The following is a 17420-nucleotide window of genomic DNA, read 5'->3' on the forward strand; positions in this document are numbered from 1 at the left end:
GCTGCCGACGCGCTGCCGGCAGCGGATCTCAGGACTTCGGCGCCATCAGTCCTTCCCGCCACGCGAGCGCGACGGCCTGTGTGCGGTCGGACAGATGCAGCTTCGACATCACGTTGCCGAGATGCGTCTTCACGGTCTTTTCCGTAATGCCTAGTGTCGCGGCGATGCGCGCATTGCTGCCGCCTTCGGCCAGGCAGCGCAGCACCTCCAGTTCACGCGCGGTCAGCGCGGCGAACGGGCTGCGCGGCGGCTTGCGCAACGCGCCGATCATGCGCTGCGCGATGCCGGGGTGCAGCGTCGGTTCGCCGTGGACGGCCGCATGGATCGCCTGCAGCAGACGCTCGCCGCGCATCGATTTCAGCAGGAACGAATCGGCGCCGGCGTCGATCGCGGCAAGCGCGAGCGCATCGTCGTCCGACGAAGTCAGCACCATGATGTGCGTATCGGCGCTGGCCGCACGGATCGCACGAATTACGGCCGGCACGCCGGCATGACCCATGCCGGGCATCATCAGGTCGAGCAGCAGCACGTCGGGGCGATGCGCGCGCACCTGCTCGATCGTCGACGCGCCGTCGTCGGTTTCCGCGACGATCTCGAACGACGCATCGAGCCGCAACAGCCCGCGGATGCCTTCGCGCACGACCGCGTGGTCGTCGGCAATCAGGATGGTGGTCATGCCGTCTCCATCGGATTGAAATGGACGGTCACGCACGTGCCGTCCGCGCCCGACGCGATGTCGAGCATGCCGCCAGGTAGCGCATCGGCGCGCCAGCGCAGGTTGCCGAGCCCCATACCAGTCGGCACGGCAGCCGGGTCGAAGCCGCTGCCGTCGTCGCACACGACCCAGCGCCAGCGCGACGACGCTGCACCGGAGGGCGCATGCACGGCGTCGCCCGGTTCGCACGCAATGTCGATACGGCGGCAGCCGCTATGGCGCAACGCATTCGCGGCGGCCTCGTGGGTGATCATCAGCAGTTCGTGCGCGGCCGCCGGATGGGCGTCGAGCGCGAGCGCGGCGGCGGCCGGCAGATCGAGCGACCACGCGATGCCCGAGCCGGCCAGCAGGTCGTGCACCGCCTGCGATACGGCCGCACGCAGGCCGTCCTCGGCAATCGCGGGCAGGCTGAAGCCGGTCACCACGTTGTCGAGATCCTGCTGAAGATGATCGGCCAGACGCCGCGCCGCGCCGACGGTCGGCAACAGGTCGGGGTGGCGCTGCGCCTCGTACTCCAGCTCGGTCAGCTTGAGGCCGAGCACGAAGCTGCGCTGCTTCGCGGTGTCGTGCAGGTCGCGCGCGATCCGCGTGCGCTCGACCGACACCGCGAGCGCCTTCTGCATCCCGAATGCCCGCGCGAGCGCATCGGCCATCCGGTTGAAATGCGCGGCCAGTTCGCCGAGTTCATCGCGCGACTTGTCGGCGATCCGCGCCGACAGGTCGCCGGCCGCCCAGCGATCGGCCGCGGCCGTCATCCGCCGCACGCGCCGCACCAGCAACCAGACCAGCAGCCCCGCGAAGCTCGCGCCCATCGCGCCGAGATACAGCACGGTGCGCATCAGGTCATACGCCGACGCATCGTCCGCGATCTCGTAGTGCAGCTGCCAGCCCGGCCAGTAATGGACGCCGATCCGCGCGATGGCGCCGCCCGCCAGCGCGACGGGCGTGACGATGGCCCAGTCGCCGTCGCGGCGCAGCATCGTGTCGGGCGCGGCCGGATCGGCCGGGGTAGTGGCGAACGCGTCGGACAACAGCGGCGACGCGGCCGGCGCGGTCGCGCATCCGGCGCCATCCGGTCGCGCAATGCGCACCTGAAATCGCCCGGCGCCGAAGAAACCCATCATCGGCGCGAAATCCATCACGTCGCGTGCGCCGACTCGCGCGATCTGCCAGAACAGGGCGTCGGCCGCGGCGCGGCACGCAACCGGGTCGCGCCAGTCGACGGTACCGGTTGCAGCGGCCAGTGCAGGGCGGTCGAGGTTGCCGAGAAACCGGCGGATATCGCTTTCGGCATGCGCGCGCCACAGCACGCTCGTCAGCACCGACGACAGCACCATCGCCACGAATCCGACGACGATGAACGTCGGCACGAGCTTGACGAACAAGCCACGGAAACCGATACGGAATGTGCGCAACGCGGGCTCCTTGTTGTTCTGTTATCTGGACGGACGCACCGGATGAATGCCGACGACACGGCAAGGCAGCGCAACCGGCTTTCAATTGCGCAATGTTGACGGTTTTCGGACGCGGTTGCAGGGGCGTTTTGCCGGGAGGGAGGGTGGATGGACGCCCGCAGCACATTCAATAACGGTGCGGCCCCTTTACCAGCAGTCCGGTTAGACGGCCGGTGCACGCACGGGCCGAGGGCGCTGATTGGTTACACGAAGTGGCAGAGCGACATGCATCAATCTCGACATTATAGAAATAATGTCAAATTATACGCATCGATGAATTGGATATTTAACGGTTTACGTTATATTATTCACTAAATCATCAACCCAATCCCGCCATGTCCGATCTCGCTGCCGACGAATCCCGCCTGACCGCCGAAATCGAGCGCCTCAAGGCCGAATTCCCGAAAACCCGCGAGCTGTATCGCGAAGCCTGCGCGCTGCTGTTCTTCCGCTTCGGCATCACGCCCACCGCGAACCGCCTGTACCAGCTTGTCCGCAAGGGCAGCATGAGCACGCCGACGGCCGTCCTCGGCGAGTTCTGGGCAGCGTTGCGGGAGAAGAGTCGCGTCCGCATCGAGCATCCCGACTTGCCGGCCGATCTGCAGGCAGCCGCCGGTGAACTGGTTGCGACGCTATGGAATCGGTCGAGCGCCGACGCGGCCGCCGCGCTCGATGCGCTGCGCGCGGAGGTCGAAGCCGAGCGGGTGGCGGCGCAGGCGGAAGTGGCGGCGCTGCAGGCCGAACTGGCCCGCACCGAAACGGCATTGGAACAACGCACGGCCGCGCTGCTGGCTGCGCAGGTGCGCATTCAGGAACTGGAACAGGCGAGGGCGGCGGACGACGCATCGCGGCAGGCGCTGCAAGCGGATATCGATCGCCTCACGGCCGACAACGCGGAAGGCGACCGCGCACTCGCGCAGGCCCGCGCGGATTTCACCACCCAGCTCGACCGGCTGCGCGACGACGCCGGCCGGGCCGAGGAGCGCTTGCGCGCGTCGGAGAAGCGGGCGCTTCAGGAAATCGATCGTGAGCGGCTCGCGGCCGCGCGGCTGCAAAAGGAACTCGATGCGTCGGCATCCCGCGCGGAGCAGCGCGATGCGCAGCAGCGCAAGGACGTGGCCGCGCTGCAGGCGCAACTCGGCGACGCGCTGCATCGATGCGGCATGCTTCAGGGCCAGCTCGACGGCGCGCAGGCGACCGATGTGGCGCGCGGCAAGGAACTCGATGCGCTGCGAAGAGAAATGACGGTGCTCGCGCGTCGGGCACCGTTGCGCGGCGCCAAGGCCGCGCCGGCCGCGCAACGGGACGAGCGGAGGGCGCGCACGCGCAAGCGCGCCGACGAAGTGCCGCGCTGACAGCGAAACCGCAAGCGTGCGTCAGCCGATGGTGACGCACGCCGTGAGCCCATGAGCAGGGAAGCGGGGAAGCAAGCAACTGGCATTGCTACACCCTCAACCGCTCGCCTACCCACCGATACCAATCAACTCGACACATACCGCGACGGCAACGCCGGTGCATCCGCCGGAATCGTGACGAGCGACGTGTTCAGCCAGCCCTGCGGCGAGCCATTCGACTGCGCGTACGCGCCGACGTACGGCATCATCCGCGTCGTCTGGTAGACCTGCGGCGTCCACCCGGCGGGCGCGAGGAAGATCGACGTCGCGCGCTTTTCGCTATACGCGGATGCCCCATACGTCGAGATGTTCCACAGCGTCTGCTGATACGTCGCATAGTCGGCGTTGTGCCGCGACCCGCCGGCCTGCCAGCCTTCGAGCTGGATGAACGTGTTGTACGTGCCGGCGCCCGCGAGCAGGTTGTTCACCGTGCGCCCATACAGGAACGACAGGATCAGCCCGCAGTTCGCTGGCGCGAAATCGCTGCCGACGCTCAGGTAATAGCGGCCCGTCGTGTTCAAAACCGACGCGTAGTGCGAGTTGCCGATATCCGTCGACGTCGTCAGCCCGCTCGCGCCCATGAAGCTGTCGAACGCCTGCATCGTGACGCCCGCCGGCAGGTCGCTCGTCGCGCTGATCGCGACGATATGCGAACCGGCCGCCAGCAGCGTCAGGAACGCGGACAACGTGCCCGCGTTCCAGTTGCCCTGCGCATCGACGAACGGAAACGCGCGATAACCCGTCAGCGCGAACACCGCCGGATCGGTGCCCGCCTGCCACGCGATCTGCGGCACCCACATCGTCAGCGGGCCGGCGTTCGATGCGCCGGACACGTACTGGTTCAGCGCATCGATGAGCTGCGCATCGGCTGCGGGCAGCACGCCATACGCCGCACCGTTTTGCCAGCGCTGCACCCATTGGGCGACGAAGCCCGCGAGCTGGCCGCCGGTGAAGTCGGCGGGCGGCACATAGCCGAGCGGGCCCGTGCTTTGGTACGCGGACTGGATGGCCGCGGCCGTGCGCACGTTGCTGCCGAACATGCTGTTTGCGAAATCCTGGCAGTTGTTGGCCGGCGGCGTTGCGAGCTGCGCAAGCGGGACGACCCATGCGCCGTTCGCGGTTGCGACACCGCGATACAGCGTGAGATTCGCGACCGAGTCGTGACCGGGAAACGTGGCGGCGTCGGCGCCCGATACGTAGCCGGCCGACGGCGTGACGCTCACGGTGGTCGGTTGCGACCCGAACGGATGCGTGTACGAGATCGCAAACGACGCGTCGCCGCCGGCCAGGCTGAACGATCCCGTGCAATCGCCCCAGCTGTTCGACGCGCTGACGGCGGTCGATTGCCCGGTCGCGATCTGCGCTTGCGACGCCTGCGGCAGCGAGCCGCTCTGGCTTGCCGCATTACCGTACGCGAGCGTCGTCGACGGGATCGCATTGACCACGTTGATCGTGATCGAGCGGTCGGCGATCCCGTAGTTGCGGGTGGACGCATCCGCAGCGCCGGCGGCGGCGAACGACGACGCGGACGTCGGGTTGCCGTCGCCGCCACAGGCGGCCAGCGTGCCGACGAGCGGCGACAGGGTCAGCGCGGCGCCGCGCTGGATGAAGCGCCGGCGGTTCGGCGCGGACGGGCGTTCGGGTTTCGAAGCGGTCATGGACGTTCCTGGTCACGGGTTCGGGAGGCGGCAACGACGATCAGGCGCATTGCACACGTGTGCAATGCCGGCCGAAACTTCCCGACTGCCGGCACATGCGCCGCGCGTATTTATGCGGGAGATCGATGAAACGCCCGCGACGAAACCGAGTCGTGCGTGTGACGCCACGCACGCGGCAGGGCAGGAGAGGCGCGAGGAATGCCGGCGCAACGTTTTGGCGCGCGGCGGGGATCGGGTAAAGTGCCGCTCAACCTACCGGTTCGAGGTTACTAGACGACCGGTCTAATCGTTGCTAACATACGCCATCATGAATGCATCTTCAGGCGCGGAAGTCCGCCATCACATCCTGAATATCGCCAAGCCGATCATGCTCCACAAGGGGTTTTCGGCGGTCGGCCTGAACGAGATTCTCGCTGCGGCGGGCATCCCGAAGGGCTCGTTCTACCATTACTTCGGCTCGAAAGAGGCATTCGGCGAAGCGCTGCTCGAGTCGTATTTCGACGGCTACCTCGCGCATCTCGACAACCTGCTCAAGCATCAGGCCGGCACGGGCGCCGAGCGCCTGATGACGTACTGGAGCAACTGGCTGCACACGCAATGCGCGGACGATCCGGAAGGCAAGTGCCTCGCGGTGAAGCTCGGTGCGGAAGTGTCGGACCTGTCGGAAGCGATGCGCGCGGTGCTGCGGCACGGCACGAGCCAGATCATCGAGCGGCTCGCGGGCGGCATCGAGGCCGGGCTGGCTGACGGTTCGCTGAGCGCGGTCGCCGATCCGTCGCATACGGCCGCGATCCTCTACGAGCTGTGGCTGGGCGCGACGCTGCTGGAAAAGATTCACCGCAACCGCAAGCCGCTCGAACGGGCGATGGTCGAAACGCGGCGCATGCTGAACCTGCCGCCGCTCGAGCCGGGCGGAGCACAGTCGTAACCCGGGCGCGCATCGGCGCGCCTTGTTTTTACCCTGTTTCTAGACGACTGGTCTACTCAATACGCATGACGAACGTGCCACGCCGCGTTACGCTGTCCCGATTGTTTCAACCGCACGCACGCAGCCGCGACGGCCTGAGCGCCGACGCCACCGCATGCGCGCGTCTCTGCTGGTCCATCCCTGATCCGATCGTGCCCACGAAGCACGTCCATTCCTGTTGACGGAGGCTTACATGCCGCAAAGCAAGACCGCAAACCGCCAGATCATCCTGAATTCGCGCCCGGTCGGCGCGCCGACGCCCGGCAACTTCCGCACCGAATCCGGTGAGGTGCCGACGCCCGGCGCCGGCCAGGTGCTGCTGCGCACGGTCTGGTTGTCGCTCGACCCGTACATGCGCGGCCGGATGAGCGACGCGCCGTCCTATGCCGCGCCGGCCGAACTCGGCCAGCCGATGGTCGGCGGCACCGTCAGCCAGGTCGTTTCGTCGAACCTGCCCGCGTTCCGCGAAGGCGATCTCGTGGTCGCGGGCGCCGGCTGGCAGGACTATGCGCTGTCCGACGGCCGCGACCTGATTCCGCTCGGCCGCGACTTCGCGCATCCGTCGTACGCGCTCGGCGTGCTCGGCATGCCGGGCTTCACCGCCTATACGGGGCTGCTGAAGATCGGCGAGCCGAAGGCCGGTGAAACGGTGGTCGTCGCGGCGGCCAGCGGTGCGGTCGGCGCGGTGGTCGGCCAGATCGCCAAGCTGAAGGGCTGCCGCGTGGTCGGCGTCGCGGGCGGCGCCGACAAGTGTGCGTACGTGACCGATACGCTCGGTTTCGACGCGTGCGTCGACCACCGCGATCCGGCGTTCGCCGCGAAGCTGAAGGACGCTTGCCCGAACGGCATCGACGTCTATTTCGAGAACGTCGGCGGGGCCGTGTTCGACGCGGTGTGGCCGCTGCTCAACGAACATGCGCGCGTGCCCGTGTGCGGGATCATCTCGCATTACAACGACACCGCGCTGCCGACCGGCCAGGACCGCCTGGCGGCACTGGTCGGCACGATCCTGCGCAAGCGCATCCGGATGCAGGGTTTCATCATCCTGGATCACTATGCAACCGGCTATGCAACGTTCATGAAGGACATGAGCGAATGGGTCGCGCAGGGCAAGGTCAAGACGCTCGAGGACGTCGTCCCCGATCTGGCCGATGCACCGGAAGCGCTGATCGGCTTGCTCGCCGGCAAGAACTTCGGCAAGGTCGTCGTGCGCGTGGGCCCGGACGAACTGGCCTGACACGACGGTACCGGCTTGCAGCAACAACCGGCCACCCGCCGGCGTTACGTGAAATACCTGACGCAGGCGGGCGGCTTTCCCGATTCCGTTTCGATAGGAGTGACAAGATGGCGCTTCACGTGATTGCTTCCCTGTTCCTGAAACCCGAACACGCGGAGGCCGCCGAGGCGGAACTGCGCAGCATGGTCGCGAAGACGCGCACCGAACCGGGCAACCGGCGCTATGACCTGTTCCGCGAGCACGACGGTTCGCCGAACCTGCACCTGTACGAGATCTACGACGACCAGGCCGCCTTCGATGCGCACCTCGCGAGCCCGTATTTCGGTGAATTCCGGACGAAGTCGGCCGACTGGTTCACCGCGCCGCCGGTGATCAAGGTGCTGTCGGGTATCGACGTCGCCGAGTAATCACGCCGTACTCCCGTCGCGGCTCGCTCCCACCCGGGCCGCACGGCACCCGCCGCACAACGCGCGGCGGCGATGACAACATGCCGACACCCCGCAGCGCATCGTTTGCGCCGCTTCCCCAATACACCGGCCCCGGAGGCTGAATGATCACCCTCAATATCAACGGCGAAACCCGCTCGGTCGACGCCCCCGACGACATGCCCTTGCTCTGGGTGCTGCGCGACGTCGTCGGCCTCACCGGCACGAAGTTCGGCTGCGGGATCGCCCAGTGCGGCGCGTGTACCGTGCATCTCGACGGCGTCGCCGCGCGTTCGTGCGTGCTGCCGGTCGCGGCCGTCGCGGGCCGCAAGATCACGACGATCGAAGCCGTCGGCGCGACGCCGGCCGGCCACAAGGTCCAGCAGGCGTGGCGCGAGCTCGACGTCGTCCAGTGCGGCTACTGCCAGTCGGGGCAGGTGATGGCCGCCACCGCGCTGATCGCGTCGAACCCGAACCCGAGCGACGCCGACATCGACGCGGCGATGGCCGGCAATATCTGCCGCTGCGGCACGTACAACCGGATTCGCGCGGCCGTGAAGCAAGCCGCGAAGGAGGCCTGACATGTCACGAGGACTGATCGAAGCCGGCCGGGCCGGCACAGGCGTGTCGCGCCGTTCGTTCCTCAAGCTCGGCATGTCGCTGGGCGCGGCGGCCGGCGGCGGCTTGCTGCTCGGCTTCAGCATGCCGGCCGCGGGTGACGATGCGCGTCGTTCGGTGATCGGCGGCGACGGCGATGAAACCGCGCGCGCGGGCGTGTTCGCGCCGAACGCGTTCGTACAGATCGACCGCGCCGGCAAGGTCACGCTGGTGATGCCGAAGGTCGAGATGGGGCAAGGCGTCTATACCGCGCTGCCGATGCTGATCGCGGAAGAGCTCGAAGTGCCGCTGTCGAGCGTGACGCTCGACCATGCGCCGCCGAACGAGAAGCTGTTCCTCGATCCGCTGCTCGGCGGCCAGCTCACCGGCGGCTCGACGTCGGTGCGCTATGCGTGGGAACCGATGCGCCGTGCAGGCGCGACCGCACGGACGCTGCTGGTCGCGGCCGCCGCCAAGCAATGGAACGTCGATCCGGCATCCTGCCGCGCCGCGAACGGCGAAGTGCAGCATCCGCCGAGCGGCCGGCGCGCGTCGTACGGCCAGCTCGCCGATGCGGCGGCAAAGCTGCCGGTGCCGAAGGACGTTGCGCTGAAGAAGCCGGCGGATTTCAAGCTGATCGGCACGCCCGCGAAGCGGCTCGATTCGCCGGAGAAGGTCGACGGCACCGCGCAGTTCGGGCTCGACGTGCGCCTGCCCGGCATGCTGTACGCGGTGATCGTGAACAGCCCGGTGTTCGGCGGCACGGTCGCGAGCATCGACGAGTCGGCCGCGAAGAAAATCCCCGGCGTACGCCAGGTCGTGCGCGTCGACAACGCGGTGGCGGTGGTCGGCGATCACACGTGGGCCGCGAAGCGTGGCGCGTCGGCGCTGGTCGTGAAGTGGAACGAGGGCGCGGACGCGAAGGTCTCGACGAAGGATCTGTTCGCGGATCTCGCGCAGGCGGCGGCGAACGGCAAGGGCGCGGTCGCCCGCAAGGACGGCGACGTCGACAAGGCATTCGCGAATGCGAAGACACGGGTCGACGCCGTCTATGAACAGCCGTTGCTCGCTCACGCGACGATGGAACCGGTGAATTGCACGGTGCACGTGCGCGGCGACGGATGCGAGATCTGGGTCGGCACGCAGGTGCCGACGCGGGCGCGCGATACCGTGCAGCAGCTCACGGGCCTCGCGCCCGATCGGATCGTCGTGCACAACCACCTGCTCGGCGGCGGCTTCGGCCGCCGGCTCGAGACGGACATGATCGGCCAGGCCGTGAAGATCGGCAAACAGGTCAACGCACCCGTGAAGGTGGTCTGGACGCGCGAGGAAGACGTGCAGCACGACATGTACCGGCCGTGCTACCACGACAGGATCTCCGCCGGGCTCGACGCGAACGGCAAGCCGATTGCCTGGCAGCACCGGATCGTCGGCTCGTCGATCATGGCGCGCTTCGCGCCGCCCGCGTTCCAGCACGGTGTCGATCCCGACGCGGTCGAGGTCGCGGCCGAGCTGCCGTACGACCTGCCGAACCAGCTGGTCGATTACGTCCGGCAGGAGCCGCGCCACATACCGACCGCGTTCTGGCGCGGCGTCGGCCCGACACGCGGCACGTTCGTGGTCGAGAGCTTCATCGACGAGCTGGCCGCGCAGACCAAGACCGACCCGGTGCAATACCGCCGCGCGCTGCTCGGCAAGACGCCACGTGCGCTCAATGTGCTCGATGTCGCGACGAAGGCGGCCGGCTGGGGCGGCCCGGCGCTGCCGACGGGGCAAGGGCGCGGCGTCTCGGTGATGCACGCGTTCGGCAGCTTCTTCTCGATCGTCGTCGATGTCGCGGTGGATAACGGCGAGGTGCAGGTGAAGCGCGTCGTGTGTGCGGTCGATTGCGGCATGTATGTCAACCCGAACACGATCGAGGCACAGGTGCAGGGTGGCATCATCTTCGGGATCACGGGCGCGCTGTATGGCGAGATCACGATCGAGGACGGCCGAGTCGTGCAGAGCAACTTCACCGACTACCGGATGCTGCGGATCAACGAGACGCCGCCGATCGAGGTCCATCTCGTGAAAAGCGGCGAAGCGCCGGGCGGGATCGGCGAGCCGGGTACGGCCGCGACGGCCGCGGCAGTGGCGAACGCGATCTTCGCGGCAACCGGCAAGCGGCTGCGCAAGCTGCCGGTCGGCGACCAGCTGAAGACGGCTTGAGGGGAGGCGACGAACATGCAAAACCTCACCCTGAAGATGCTCGGCACGTCGTTGCTCACCGTGTCTGCGCTGCTGGCCGGCACGACCGCGCACGCTGCGCAGGCGGCACCCGCCGACAGCGCGCTCGTCGCGCGCGGTGCGTATCTCGCGAAAGCGGGCGACTGCGTCGCGTGCCACACCGCGCCGCGCGGCACGCCGTTCGCCGGCGGCCTGAAGATGGTCACGCCGATGGGCGCGATCTACACGACCAACATCACGCCCGATCCGGACACGGGCATCGGCGGCTATACCGAAGCCGAATTCGCCGGCGCGCTGCGCAAGGGCGTCGCGAAGGACGGTCACAACCTGTATCCGGCGATGCCGTATCCGTCGTACGCGAAGCTGAAGGACGACGACGTGAAGGCGCTGTACGCGTACTTCATGCACGGCGTCGAACCGGTGAAGCAGGCGAACCGGCCGTCGGACATCCCGTGGCCGCTCAACATGCGCTGGCCGCTCGCGTTGTGGAACATGGTGTTCCTCGACACGACGCCTTATGCCGACAAGCCCGCCAAGGACGCGATGTGGAACCGTGGCGCGTATCTCGTGCAGGGGCTCGGGCACTGCGGGTCGTGCCATACGCCGCGCGGCGTCGGCTTCCAGGAGAAGGCGCTCGACGAAGGCGGCGCGGCATTCCTGTCGGGCGCGCCGATCGACAACTGGTTCGCGTCGAACCTGACCGGCGAGCCCAATACGGGGCTCGGCCGCTGGAACGAGGCCGAGGTCGCGCAGTTCCTGAAGACCGGCGCGAACCGCCATGCGACCGCGTTCGGCTCGATGGTCAGCGTGATCAACCACAGCACGCAGGCGCTCTCCGACGACGATCTGGCGGCAATTTCCCGTTACCTGAAATCGCTGCCGGCGGCGGGCGGCACGGGCGCGCCGCCGTACAGCTACGATCCGAAGGCGACGCAGGTCGTGCTGGGCCGGCCGGCAGCCGATCCGGGCGCGAAGGTGTATAACGCTTACTGCCTGCATTGCCACGGCGCGGACGGGCGCGGTTATGCGCCGCTGCTCGCGCCGCTCGCCGGCAATCCGAACGTGCTCGAAGCCGATGCCGCGTCGCTGATCAACGTGACGCTGAACGGCAGCGAGACGCTCGTGATCGATGGCGTGCCGTCCGCGTATCCGATGCCGGCGTTCTCGAACCAGTTGAACGACCGGCAGATCGCCGACGTGCTGACCTTCATGCGCGCCGGCTGGAACAACGGCGCGCCGGCCGTGCAGGCAGCGGACGTCGCGAAACTCCGCAAGGCGACGGCGGCCGCGCGCTGAGCGCGGCCCCATGCGGAACGATGGCGGGCCGGCGTGCCCGCCGTCACTGCCGCCCGGGTGCGTGCTTGCCCCGGCGGCCTGGGTTTTTCTGTCAACCGGCGCGCGGCCGTTCGCGGCAGCGCGCGTTTATCGACGCAATGTAGGGGTGTCTGGATGGCTAACGTGACTTATACGGATACGCAACTGCTGATCGACGGCGAGTGGGTCGACGCCGCGAGCGGCAAGACGATCGACGTCGTGAACCCGGCGACCGGCAAGCCGATCGGCAAGGTGGCCCACGCGGGCATCGCCGATCTCGACCGTGCGCTCGCCGCCGCGCAACGCGGTTTCGAGGCCTGGCGCAAGGTGCCCGCGCACGAGCGCGCGGCGACGATGCGCAAGGCGGCCGCGCTGGTGCGCGAGCGCGCCGACGCGATCGCGCAGCTGATGACGCAGGAACAGGGCAAGCCGCTCACCGAAGCGCGCGTCGAAGTGCTGTCGGCGGCGGACATCATCGAATGGTTCGCGGACGAAGGCCGCCGCGTGTACGGCCGGATCGTGCCGCCGCGTAACCTCGCCGCGCAGCAGACGGTCGTGAAGGAGCCGGTCGGCCCGGTCGCCGCCTTCACGCCGTGGAACTTCCCGGTCAACCAGGTCGTGCGCAAGCTGAGCGCCGCGTTGGCCACCGGCTGCTCGTTCCTCGTGAAAGCGCCGGAAGAAACCCCCGCATCGCCCGCCGCGCTGCTGCGCGCCTTCGTCGACGCGGGCGTGCCGGCCGGCGTGATCGGCCTCGTGTACGGCGATCCGGCTGAAATCTCGTCGTACCTGATCCCGCACCCGGTGATCCGCAAGGTCACGTTCACGGGGTCGACGCCGGTCGGCAAGCAGCTCGCCGCGATGGCGGGCCTGCACATGAAGCGCGCGACGATGGAACTGGGCGGCCATGCGCCGGTGATCGTCGCCGAGGACGCCGACGTCGCGCTCGCGGTGAAGGCCGCCGGCGGCGCGAAGTTCCGCAACGCGGGCCAGGTCTGCATTTCGCCGACGCGCTTTCTCGTGCACAACAGCATCCGCGACGAATTCACGCGCGCGCTGGTCAAGCATGCGGAAGGGCTGAAGGTCGGCAACGGCCTCGAGGAAGGCACGACGCTCGGCGCGCTCGCGAACCCGCGCCGGCTCACCGCGATGGCGTCGGTCGTCGACAACGCGCGCAAGGTCGGCGCGAGCATCGAAACCGGCGGCGAGCGGATCGGCTCGGAAGGCAACTTCTTCGCGCCGACCGTGATCGCGAACGTGCCGCTCGAAGCGGACGTGTTCAACAACGAGCCGTTCGGCCCGGTCGCGGCGATCCGCGGCTTCGACAAGCTCGAGGATGCGATCGCGGAAGCGAACCGCCTGCCGTTCGGTCTCGCCGGCTACGCGTTCACGCGCGCGTTCGCGAACGTGCACCTGCTCACGCAGCGCCTCGAAGTCGGGATGCTGTGGATCAACCAGCCGGCAACGCCGTGGCCGGAAATGCCGTTCGGCGGCGTGAAGGACTCGGGCTACGGGTCGGAAGGCGGGCCGGAAGCGCTCGAGCCGTACCTCGTCACGAAGTCGGTGACGGTGATGGCCGTCTGACGGCCGTCGATCGATCGCGTGCGCGGCGCCGTTGGCGTGGCGCGCGCGGTCGGCGCGGGCCGGGCGGTACGCCCGGTCTCTCGCCAGCTTTTCCCGCCAGCCGTGCATTCGCACGGCAACCCGCTCGGCATTTCAATGTGCGTGCCACTGCGATGGATCGTTTCAATTCCATCATCGGCAACGCCACACGCCACGCCCGTCGGTGAATCGATGCCGGCACCCGATGCCCGCTAGAACGACACAAGATCCGCTCGACACCGCTCAGCTCACGTCGTCAGCCATCTGGCAAGTACGGACAGCACCTCGTACCCGCGCGCCACGCTTTTTGGTATAGGTTATTCAGAACAAACCATAACAACCGGTGCGTCAGCGTCGGCCCAACCTGAGAGGAAACGGATGCATCCGCGGTCGGCAGCGCCGTACTACGTTGTGCTGGCGGGGACCTTGATAGCGTGCGCGCTGATGGGGCTCTGCGTGTTGCAGTTGTTTCAGAGCCGTCACGACGCGCTCGATCGCGCGCGCGATACGTCGCGGAATCTGGCGCTCGTCGCCGAGCGCGACATCGAACGCAATATCGAGCTGTACGGCCTGTCGCTGGAAGCGGTGATCCAGGGCCTGCAGCGGCCGGACGTCATGGCGGCGTCGCCGGCGTTGCGGCGCGGCGTCCTGTTCGATCACGCGATGACGGCGAAATTTCTCGGCTCGATGCTCGTGCTGGATTCGGCCGGCAACATCATCCTGGATTCGGCGAACGACGTGCCGCGACAGGGCAATTTCGGCGACCGCAAGTACTTCACGGTTCACCGGGACAATCCGAACGCTGGGCTTTACATCAGCGATCCGTTTGCATCCCGCCTGCGCGGCGGCTCGCTCAGCGTGGCGCTGACGCGCCGCGTGTCCAATCCGGACGGCTCGTTTGCCGGCATTGCGCTGATCGCGGTCAATGTCGAGTATTTCCACACGCTGTTCGCCGGCCTCGCGCTCGGCTCGCACGGCGCGATTTCGCTGATCGGCACCGACGGCGTCATGTTCATGCGCCAGCCGTACGACGTGCATACCATCGGTCGCGACATCAGCCAGGCGGCAACGTTTCGTCATTTCCTGACGGCGCCGGAAGGCTCGTTCCTCGACACCTCGACGATCGACCACGTGCGCCGCCTGTACTACTTCAAGACGCTGCCGCACCTGCCGCTGATCATCATGGTCGCTGAAGCGGAGCAGGACATCTATGCCGCATGGCAGCGCCGGGCGATCACGATCGGCGCGCTGGTGGCGACCTTCGGCGCGGCGTTCATCGTGCTGTCGTTCCTGCTCGGCACGCAGCTGCGGCGCAGGATGCGAGCCGAATCCGAACTGGTGATGCTCGCACGCACCGATGGCCTCACCGGGCTCAACAATCGCCGCTCGTTCGGGGAAGTGCTGGATCTGGAATGGCGCCGCGCACGCCGGGCCCGTTCGGTGTTTTCACTGCTGTTCGTCGACGTCGACCGTTTCAAGGCCTACAACGACACGTATGGCCATCAGGCCGGCGACGATGCGCTGACCGCGGTTGCGCGGTGCATCGGCGACAACATCCGACGTCCCGCGGACACCGCGGCCCGCTATGGCGGCGAGGAATTCGTCGTGATTCTCCCCGATACGCCGGCCACGGGTGCGACGGAGATCGCCGAACGGATTCGGGCGGCCATCGACGGGCTCGCGATCGAACATGCGGAAAGCGAATTCGGGCGCGTCACCGCGAGCATCGGCGTGGCGAGCTGGGCGCCCGGGCAGGAAGGGGAGGTCGAGTCGGTGATCAAGGCGGCCGACGAGGCGCTGTATCACGCGAAGGAAACGGGGCGAAACAAGGTCGCCTCGCATGAAGCGGACAGCTGACACCACCGCCGGCACGCATCGCCCGTGGCCGATTGCGGGCGTGCCGTTTGACGTTCAATGCCGGCCGCTGCCGCGATAGCTTTCCACTTCCGCGTCGTACGCCGCCAGGAACGCCTTGCCGAACACCGACGCGAAATCGTCCTCGATCGCGGACACCGTGTCGCGATGGGTCGCCGCGTAGCGATCCCACATCCTCGCCTTGTACAGCGCAGGCACGCGCTTCTCGTACCAGCGTATCGCGTCGTCCCGCTCGCGCAGCCGTTGCGGTGAAAAGCGCGTCAGCAGGTCCATCAACGCGGCGCGCATGCCGGCGACCATGCCGATCTGGTGTGCATGCAGATCCTGGAATGCGTCGCTGACCGCGCTCTGCGGCGACATGAAGCCCGGCAGCGGCAGCCCGAACATCTGCCGCAGCACGGCGCCGCCGTCCGGCAGCAGCTTCAGCGGGTTGTTCTCGCGGTCGAGCAGCATCGTCATGTGCGCCTTCACCTCGCGCTTCAGGATACTGCGCGACGACAGCAGCTCGACCGTGCCGTTCGCGAACAGCGCCAGCAACTGGCCCGCAATGTACAGCTGTTCGGCCGACCACTGATGCGATTCGGCGGCCGTATCGAGCCCCGCGCCTTCGAAGAACGCGCTCAGCAGTTCATCGGGCGTCGGTGCGCGCGTGGCATGCGGCGCGGGTTCGTCGGCCGGCTGCGTATCGGCGGTGCGCGCGGCGGCCGGCTGCACGCGCACATGTTGCGTCCACTCGGGCGCATGGTCGGCCTGTGTCGTGGACGACGCTTCGCGATCCGCGTGGCCCCGATCGACTTGCGCCGCCGTGCCCGTTGCGCCGATATCGCCCGACGACTGCGCGAACAGGTCGAGCGGATCGATCGACAGCTGGTTCAGGTCGCGCTGCGACGGCGCGGGCGGTATGGCCTGCGCCGCACGGTTCGCCGGCTGGGCTGCGTCCGCACGGGCGGGGCCACCAGGCCGTGTACCGGCGTCCGCCACCTTGCCGCGCGGCGCGAGACGATCCTGGAGAAGCCCCCACAGCCGGTTGCCGGCACCTTTCGTATCGATCCGCGAAGGCGATGCTTGCGCGGGCGCCGCTGAAGCTCGCGCCTGTGCCTGCGTATCGACGGGCCTACCGGTATCGGGCGCCATGTCGATGACCGGTGCCGCGTCGCCATCGCCGCCATCGTCACGTTCGGCGCGCAGCACGTACGGCCCGATGCGGATGATGTCGCCGGTGTTCAGCGGGCGCTCCTGCGCATAGCCGACCGGCTCGCGGTTCACCTCGATCGTCGAGACGCTGCTCAGGTTCTTCAGCAGGCAGGCGTCGTCGCCGACCTGCAGCAGCGCCTGCAGCCGCGAGATCTGCCGCGTGTCGTCGCGCAACACCAGATGGTTGTCGCTGGCCCGGCCGATGGTGCCGCCCGGCGGATGAAACACGACGGCGTCGTAGGAGTCGTTTTCGACCGGCTCGCCGGCATGTTCGATCACGATCAGTTGCATGTCATACGTCGCTCGGTGAAGCGCTCGCGTGGAAGCCGGTTCGTTCAGGATGACGACGCATGCCTGCGGCGCGCGAATTCGAACGCGGGCCCCCAGATCGGATGCCCCTTCTCGGCAGGGGACAAGTCGAAGCGCGGGTTGAGGTCGAGAATCTTCGAGAACTCGGCGCGGCACGGCGTGATGCGGTTCGTCACGCAATAGCTGAACGCGAGGAGCTTGTGCGCGGCCACCTGCGTGTCGGTGTCGGCGCCGTCGATCTCCTTCGCGTGGCTCAGCAGCGCGATCGTGCGCCCGTAGTCGCCGCTGTCGTACGCGGCGCGCGCGCTATCGATCGTCGCGCGTGCAGCCGACTGTGTCGGGGACGTACTGCACCCGCCGGCCCCCAGCAACAATGCGCCGAGGAAAAGAACGAGCGATGAACGACCTTTCATTATTGAAATTAAAGATTGGCGTAATTGGAAGGTGGCACACAAG

General features: G+C 67.7%; 14 protein-coding genes. 9 read left to right on the forward strand and 5 right to left on the reverse strand.

The window, feature by feature from the left end; translation table 11 throughout:
* Positions 1 to 28: 28 nt before the first annotated feature.
* Together LGN19_RS03320 and LGN19_RS03325 are read right to left on the reverse strand one after the other, a co-directional pair.
* Positions 29 to 676 (reverse strand): response regulator, encoded by a 648-nt coding sequence (locus tag LGN19_RS03320; RefSeq protein ID WP_174958382.1) that lies wholly within the window; start codon positions 674 to 676, stop codon positions 29 to 31.
* Positions 673 to 2130 (reverse strand): HAMP domain-containing protein, encoded by a 1458-nt coding sequence (locus LGN19_RS03325; protein ID WP_226213219.1) that lies wholly within the window; start codon positions 2128 to 2130, stop codon positions 673 to 675. The genes LGN19_RS03320 and LGN19_RS03325 overlap by 4 nt, the downstream gene beginning before the upstream one ends.
* Positions 2131 to 2504: 374 nt before the next feature.
* Between LGN19_RS03325 and LGN19_RS03330 the strand changes: the two genes are divergently transcribed.
* Complete coding sequence (locus tag LGN19_RS03330) at positions 2505 to 3524, forward strand: DNA-binding protein (RefSeq protein WP_226213220.1); 1020 nt, start codon at positions 2505 to 2507, stop codon at positions 3522 to 3524.
* A 125-nt stretch (positions 3525 to 3649) separates the two neighbouring features.
* On the opposite strand, the gene LGN19_RS03335 is transcribed toward LGN19_RS03330, so the two are convergent.
* A complete protein-coding gene (locus LGN19_RS03335; protein WP_226213221.1) occupies positions 3650 to 5221 on the reverse strand; it encodes a hypothetical protein in 1572 nt (523 codons plus the stop codon).
* A 307-nt stretch (positions 5222 to 5528) separates the two neighbouring features.
* Here LGN19_RS03335 and LGN19_RS03340 point away from each other — a divergent pair, with 307 nt between their 5' ends.
* The 8 genes from LGN19_RS03340 to LGN19_RS03375 all read left to right on the forward strand — a co-directional run bounded on the left by LGN19_RS03340 (position 5529) and on the right by LGN19_RS03375 (position 15443).
* Positions 5529 to 6149 (forward strand): TetR/AcrR family transcriptional regulator, encoded by a 621-nt coding sequence (locus LGN19_RS03340; RefSeq protein ID WP_122947032.1) that lies wholly within the window; start codon positions 5529 to 5531, stop codon positions 6147 to 6149.
* A gap of 232 nt (positions 6150 to 6381) precedes the next feature.
* A complete protein-coding gene (locus LGN19_RS03345) occupies positions 6382 to 7425 on the forward strand; it encodes an NADP-dependent oxidoreductase (protein WP_122947033.1) in 1044 nt (347 codons plus the stop codon).
* 107 nt (positions 7426 to 7532) lie between these two features.
* Positions 7533 to 7832 (forward strand): putative quinol monooxygenase, encoded by a 300-nt coding sequence (locus LGN19_RS03350; RefSeq protein WP_174958378.1) that lies wholly within the window; start codon positions 7533 to 7535, stop codon positions 7830 to 7832.
* A 143-nt stretch (positions 7833 to 7975) separates the two neighbouring features.
* Positions 7976 to 8431, forward strand: coding sequence for a (2Fe-2S)-binding protein (locus tag LGN19_RS03355; protein ID WP_043183740.1), 456 nt, complete (start codon positions 7976 to 7978; stop codon positions 8429 to 8431).
* 1 nt (position 8432) lies between these two features.
* Positions 8433 to 10655, forward strand: coding sequence for a xanthine dehydrogenase family protein molybdopterin-binding subunit (locus LGN19_RS03360; RefSeq protein WP_226213222.1), 2223 nt, complete (start codon positions 8433 to 8435; stop codon positions 10653 to 10655).
* A 15-nt stretch (positions 10656 to 10670) separates the two neighbouring features.
* On the forward strand, positions 10671 to 11969 hold the full coding sequence (locus tag LGN19_RS03365; protein WP_226213223.1) for a c-type cytochrome: 1299 nt from the start codon (positions 10671 to 10673) through the stop codon (positions 11967 to 11969).
* Between the two features lie 153 nt (positions 11970 to 12122).
* Positions 12123 to 13568, forward strand: a complete 1446-nt coding sequence (locus LGN19_RS03370) for an NAD-dependent succinate-semialdehyde dehydrogenase (RefSeq protein ID WP_226213224.1) — start codon at positions 12123 to 12125, stop codon at positions 13566 to 13568.
* Between the two features lie 396 nt (positions 13569 to 13964).
* Positions 13965 to 15443: a diguanylate cyclase gene (locus LGN19_RS03375; RefSeq protein WP_226213225.1), complete on the forward strand. Its 1479-nt coding sequence runs from the start codon at positions 13965 to 13967 to the stop codon at positions 15441 to 15443.
* 54 nt (positions 15444 to 15497) lie between these two features.
* On the opposite strand, the gene tagH is transcribed toward LGN19_RS03375, so the two are convergent.
* Positions 15498 to 16946 carry a type VI secretion system-associated FHA domain protein TagH gene (gene tagH, locus LGN19_RS03380; RefSeq protein ID WP_226213226.1) on the reverse strand — a complete coding sequence of 483 codons (1449 nt, stop codon included), beginning with the start codon at positions 16944 to 16946 and terminating at the stop codon, positions 15498 to 15500.
* A gap of 44 nt (positions 16947 to 16990) precedes the next feature.
* On the reverse strand, positions 16991 to 17377 hold the full coding sequence (locus LGN19_RS03385; RefSeq protein WP_122947040.1) for a TssQ family T6SS-associated lipoprotein: 387 nt from the start codon (positions 17375 to 17377) through the stop codon (positions 16991 to 16993).
* Positions 17378 to 17420 lie beyond the last annotated feature (43 nt).

It is taken from the genome of Burkholderia sp. AU30198, assembly GCF_020419825.1.
Taxonomy (GTDB): domain Bacteria; phylum Pseudomonadota; class Gammaproteobacteria; order Burkholderiales; family Burkholderiaceae; genus Burkholderia.

Bases quoted from the DNA above. Each gene is read 5' to 3' on its own strand.
- LGN19_RS03320 (WP_174958382.1), bottom strand. From the start codon at position 676: ATGACCACCATCCTGATTGCCGACGACCACGCGGTCGTGCGCGAAGGC.
- LGN19_RS03330 (WP_226213220.1), top strand. From the start codon at position 2,505: ATGTCCGATCTCGCTGCCGACGAATCCCGCCTGACCGCCGAAATCGAG.
- LGN19_RS03335 (WP_226213221.1), bottom strand. From the start codon at position 5,221: ATGACCGCTTCGAAACCCGAACGCCCGTCCGCGCCGAACCGCCGGCGC.
- LGN19_RS03340 (WP_122947032.1), top strand. From the start codon at position 5,529: ATGAATGCATCTTCAGGCGCGGAAGTCCGCCATCACATCCTGAATATC.
- LGN19_RS03345 (WP_122947033.1), top strand. From the start codon at position 6,382: ATGCCGCAAAGCAAGACCGCAAACCGCCAGATCATCCTGAATTCGCGC.
- LGN19_RS03350 (WP_174958378.1), top strand. From the start codon at position 7,533: ATGGCGCTTCACGTGATTGCTTCCCTGTTCCTGAAACCCGAACACGCG.
- LGN19_RS03355 (WP_043183740.1), top strand. From the start codon at position 7,976: ATGATCACCCTCAATATCAACGGCGAAACCCGCTCGGTCGACGCCCCC.
- LGN19_RS03360 (WP_226213222.1), top strand. From the start codon at position 8,433: ATGTCACGAGGACTGATCGAAGCCGGCCGGGCCGGCACAGGCGTGTCG.
- LGN19_RS03365 (WP_226213223.1), top strand. From the start codon at position 10,671: ATGCAAAACCTCACCCTGAAGATGCTCGGCACGTCGTTGCTCACCGTG.
- LGN19_RS03370 (WP_226213224.1), top strand. From the start codon at position 12,123: ATGGCTAACGTGACTTATACGGATACGCAACTGCTGATCGACGGCGAG.
- LGN19_RS03375 (WP_226213225.1), top strand. From the start codon at position 13,965: ATGCATCCGCGGTCGGCAGCGCCGTACTACGTTGTGCTGGCGGGGACC.
- tagH (WP_226213226.1), bottom strand. From the start codon at position 16,946: ATGCAACTGATCGTGATCGAACATGCCGGCGAGCCGGTCGAAAACGAC.
- LGN19_RS03385 (WP_122947040.1), bottom strand. From the start codon at position 17,377: ATGAAAGGTCGTTCATCGCTCGTTCTTTTCCTCGGCGCATTGTTGCTG.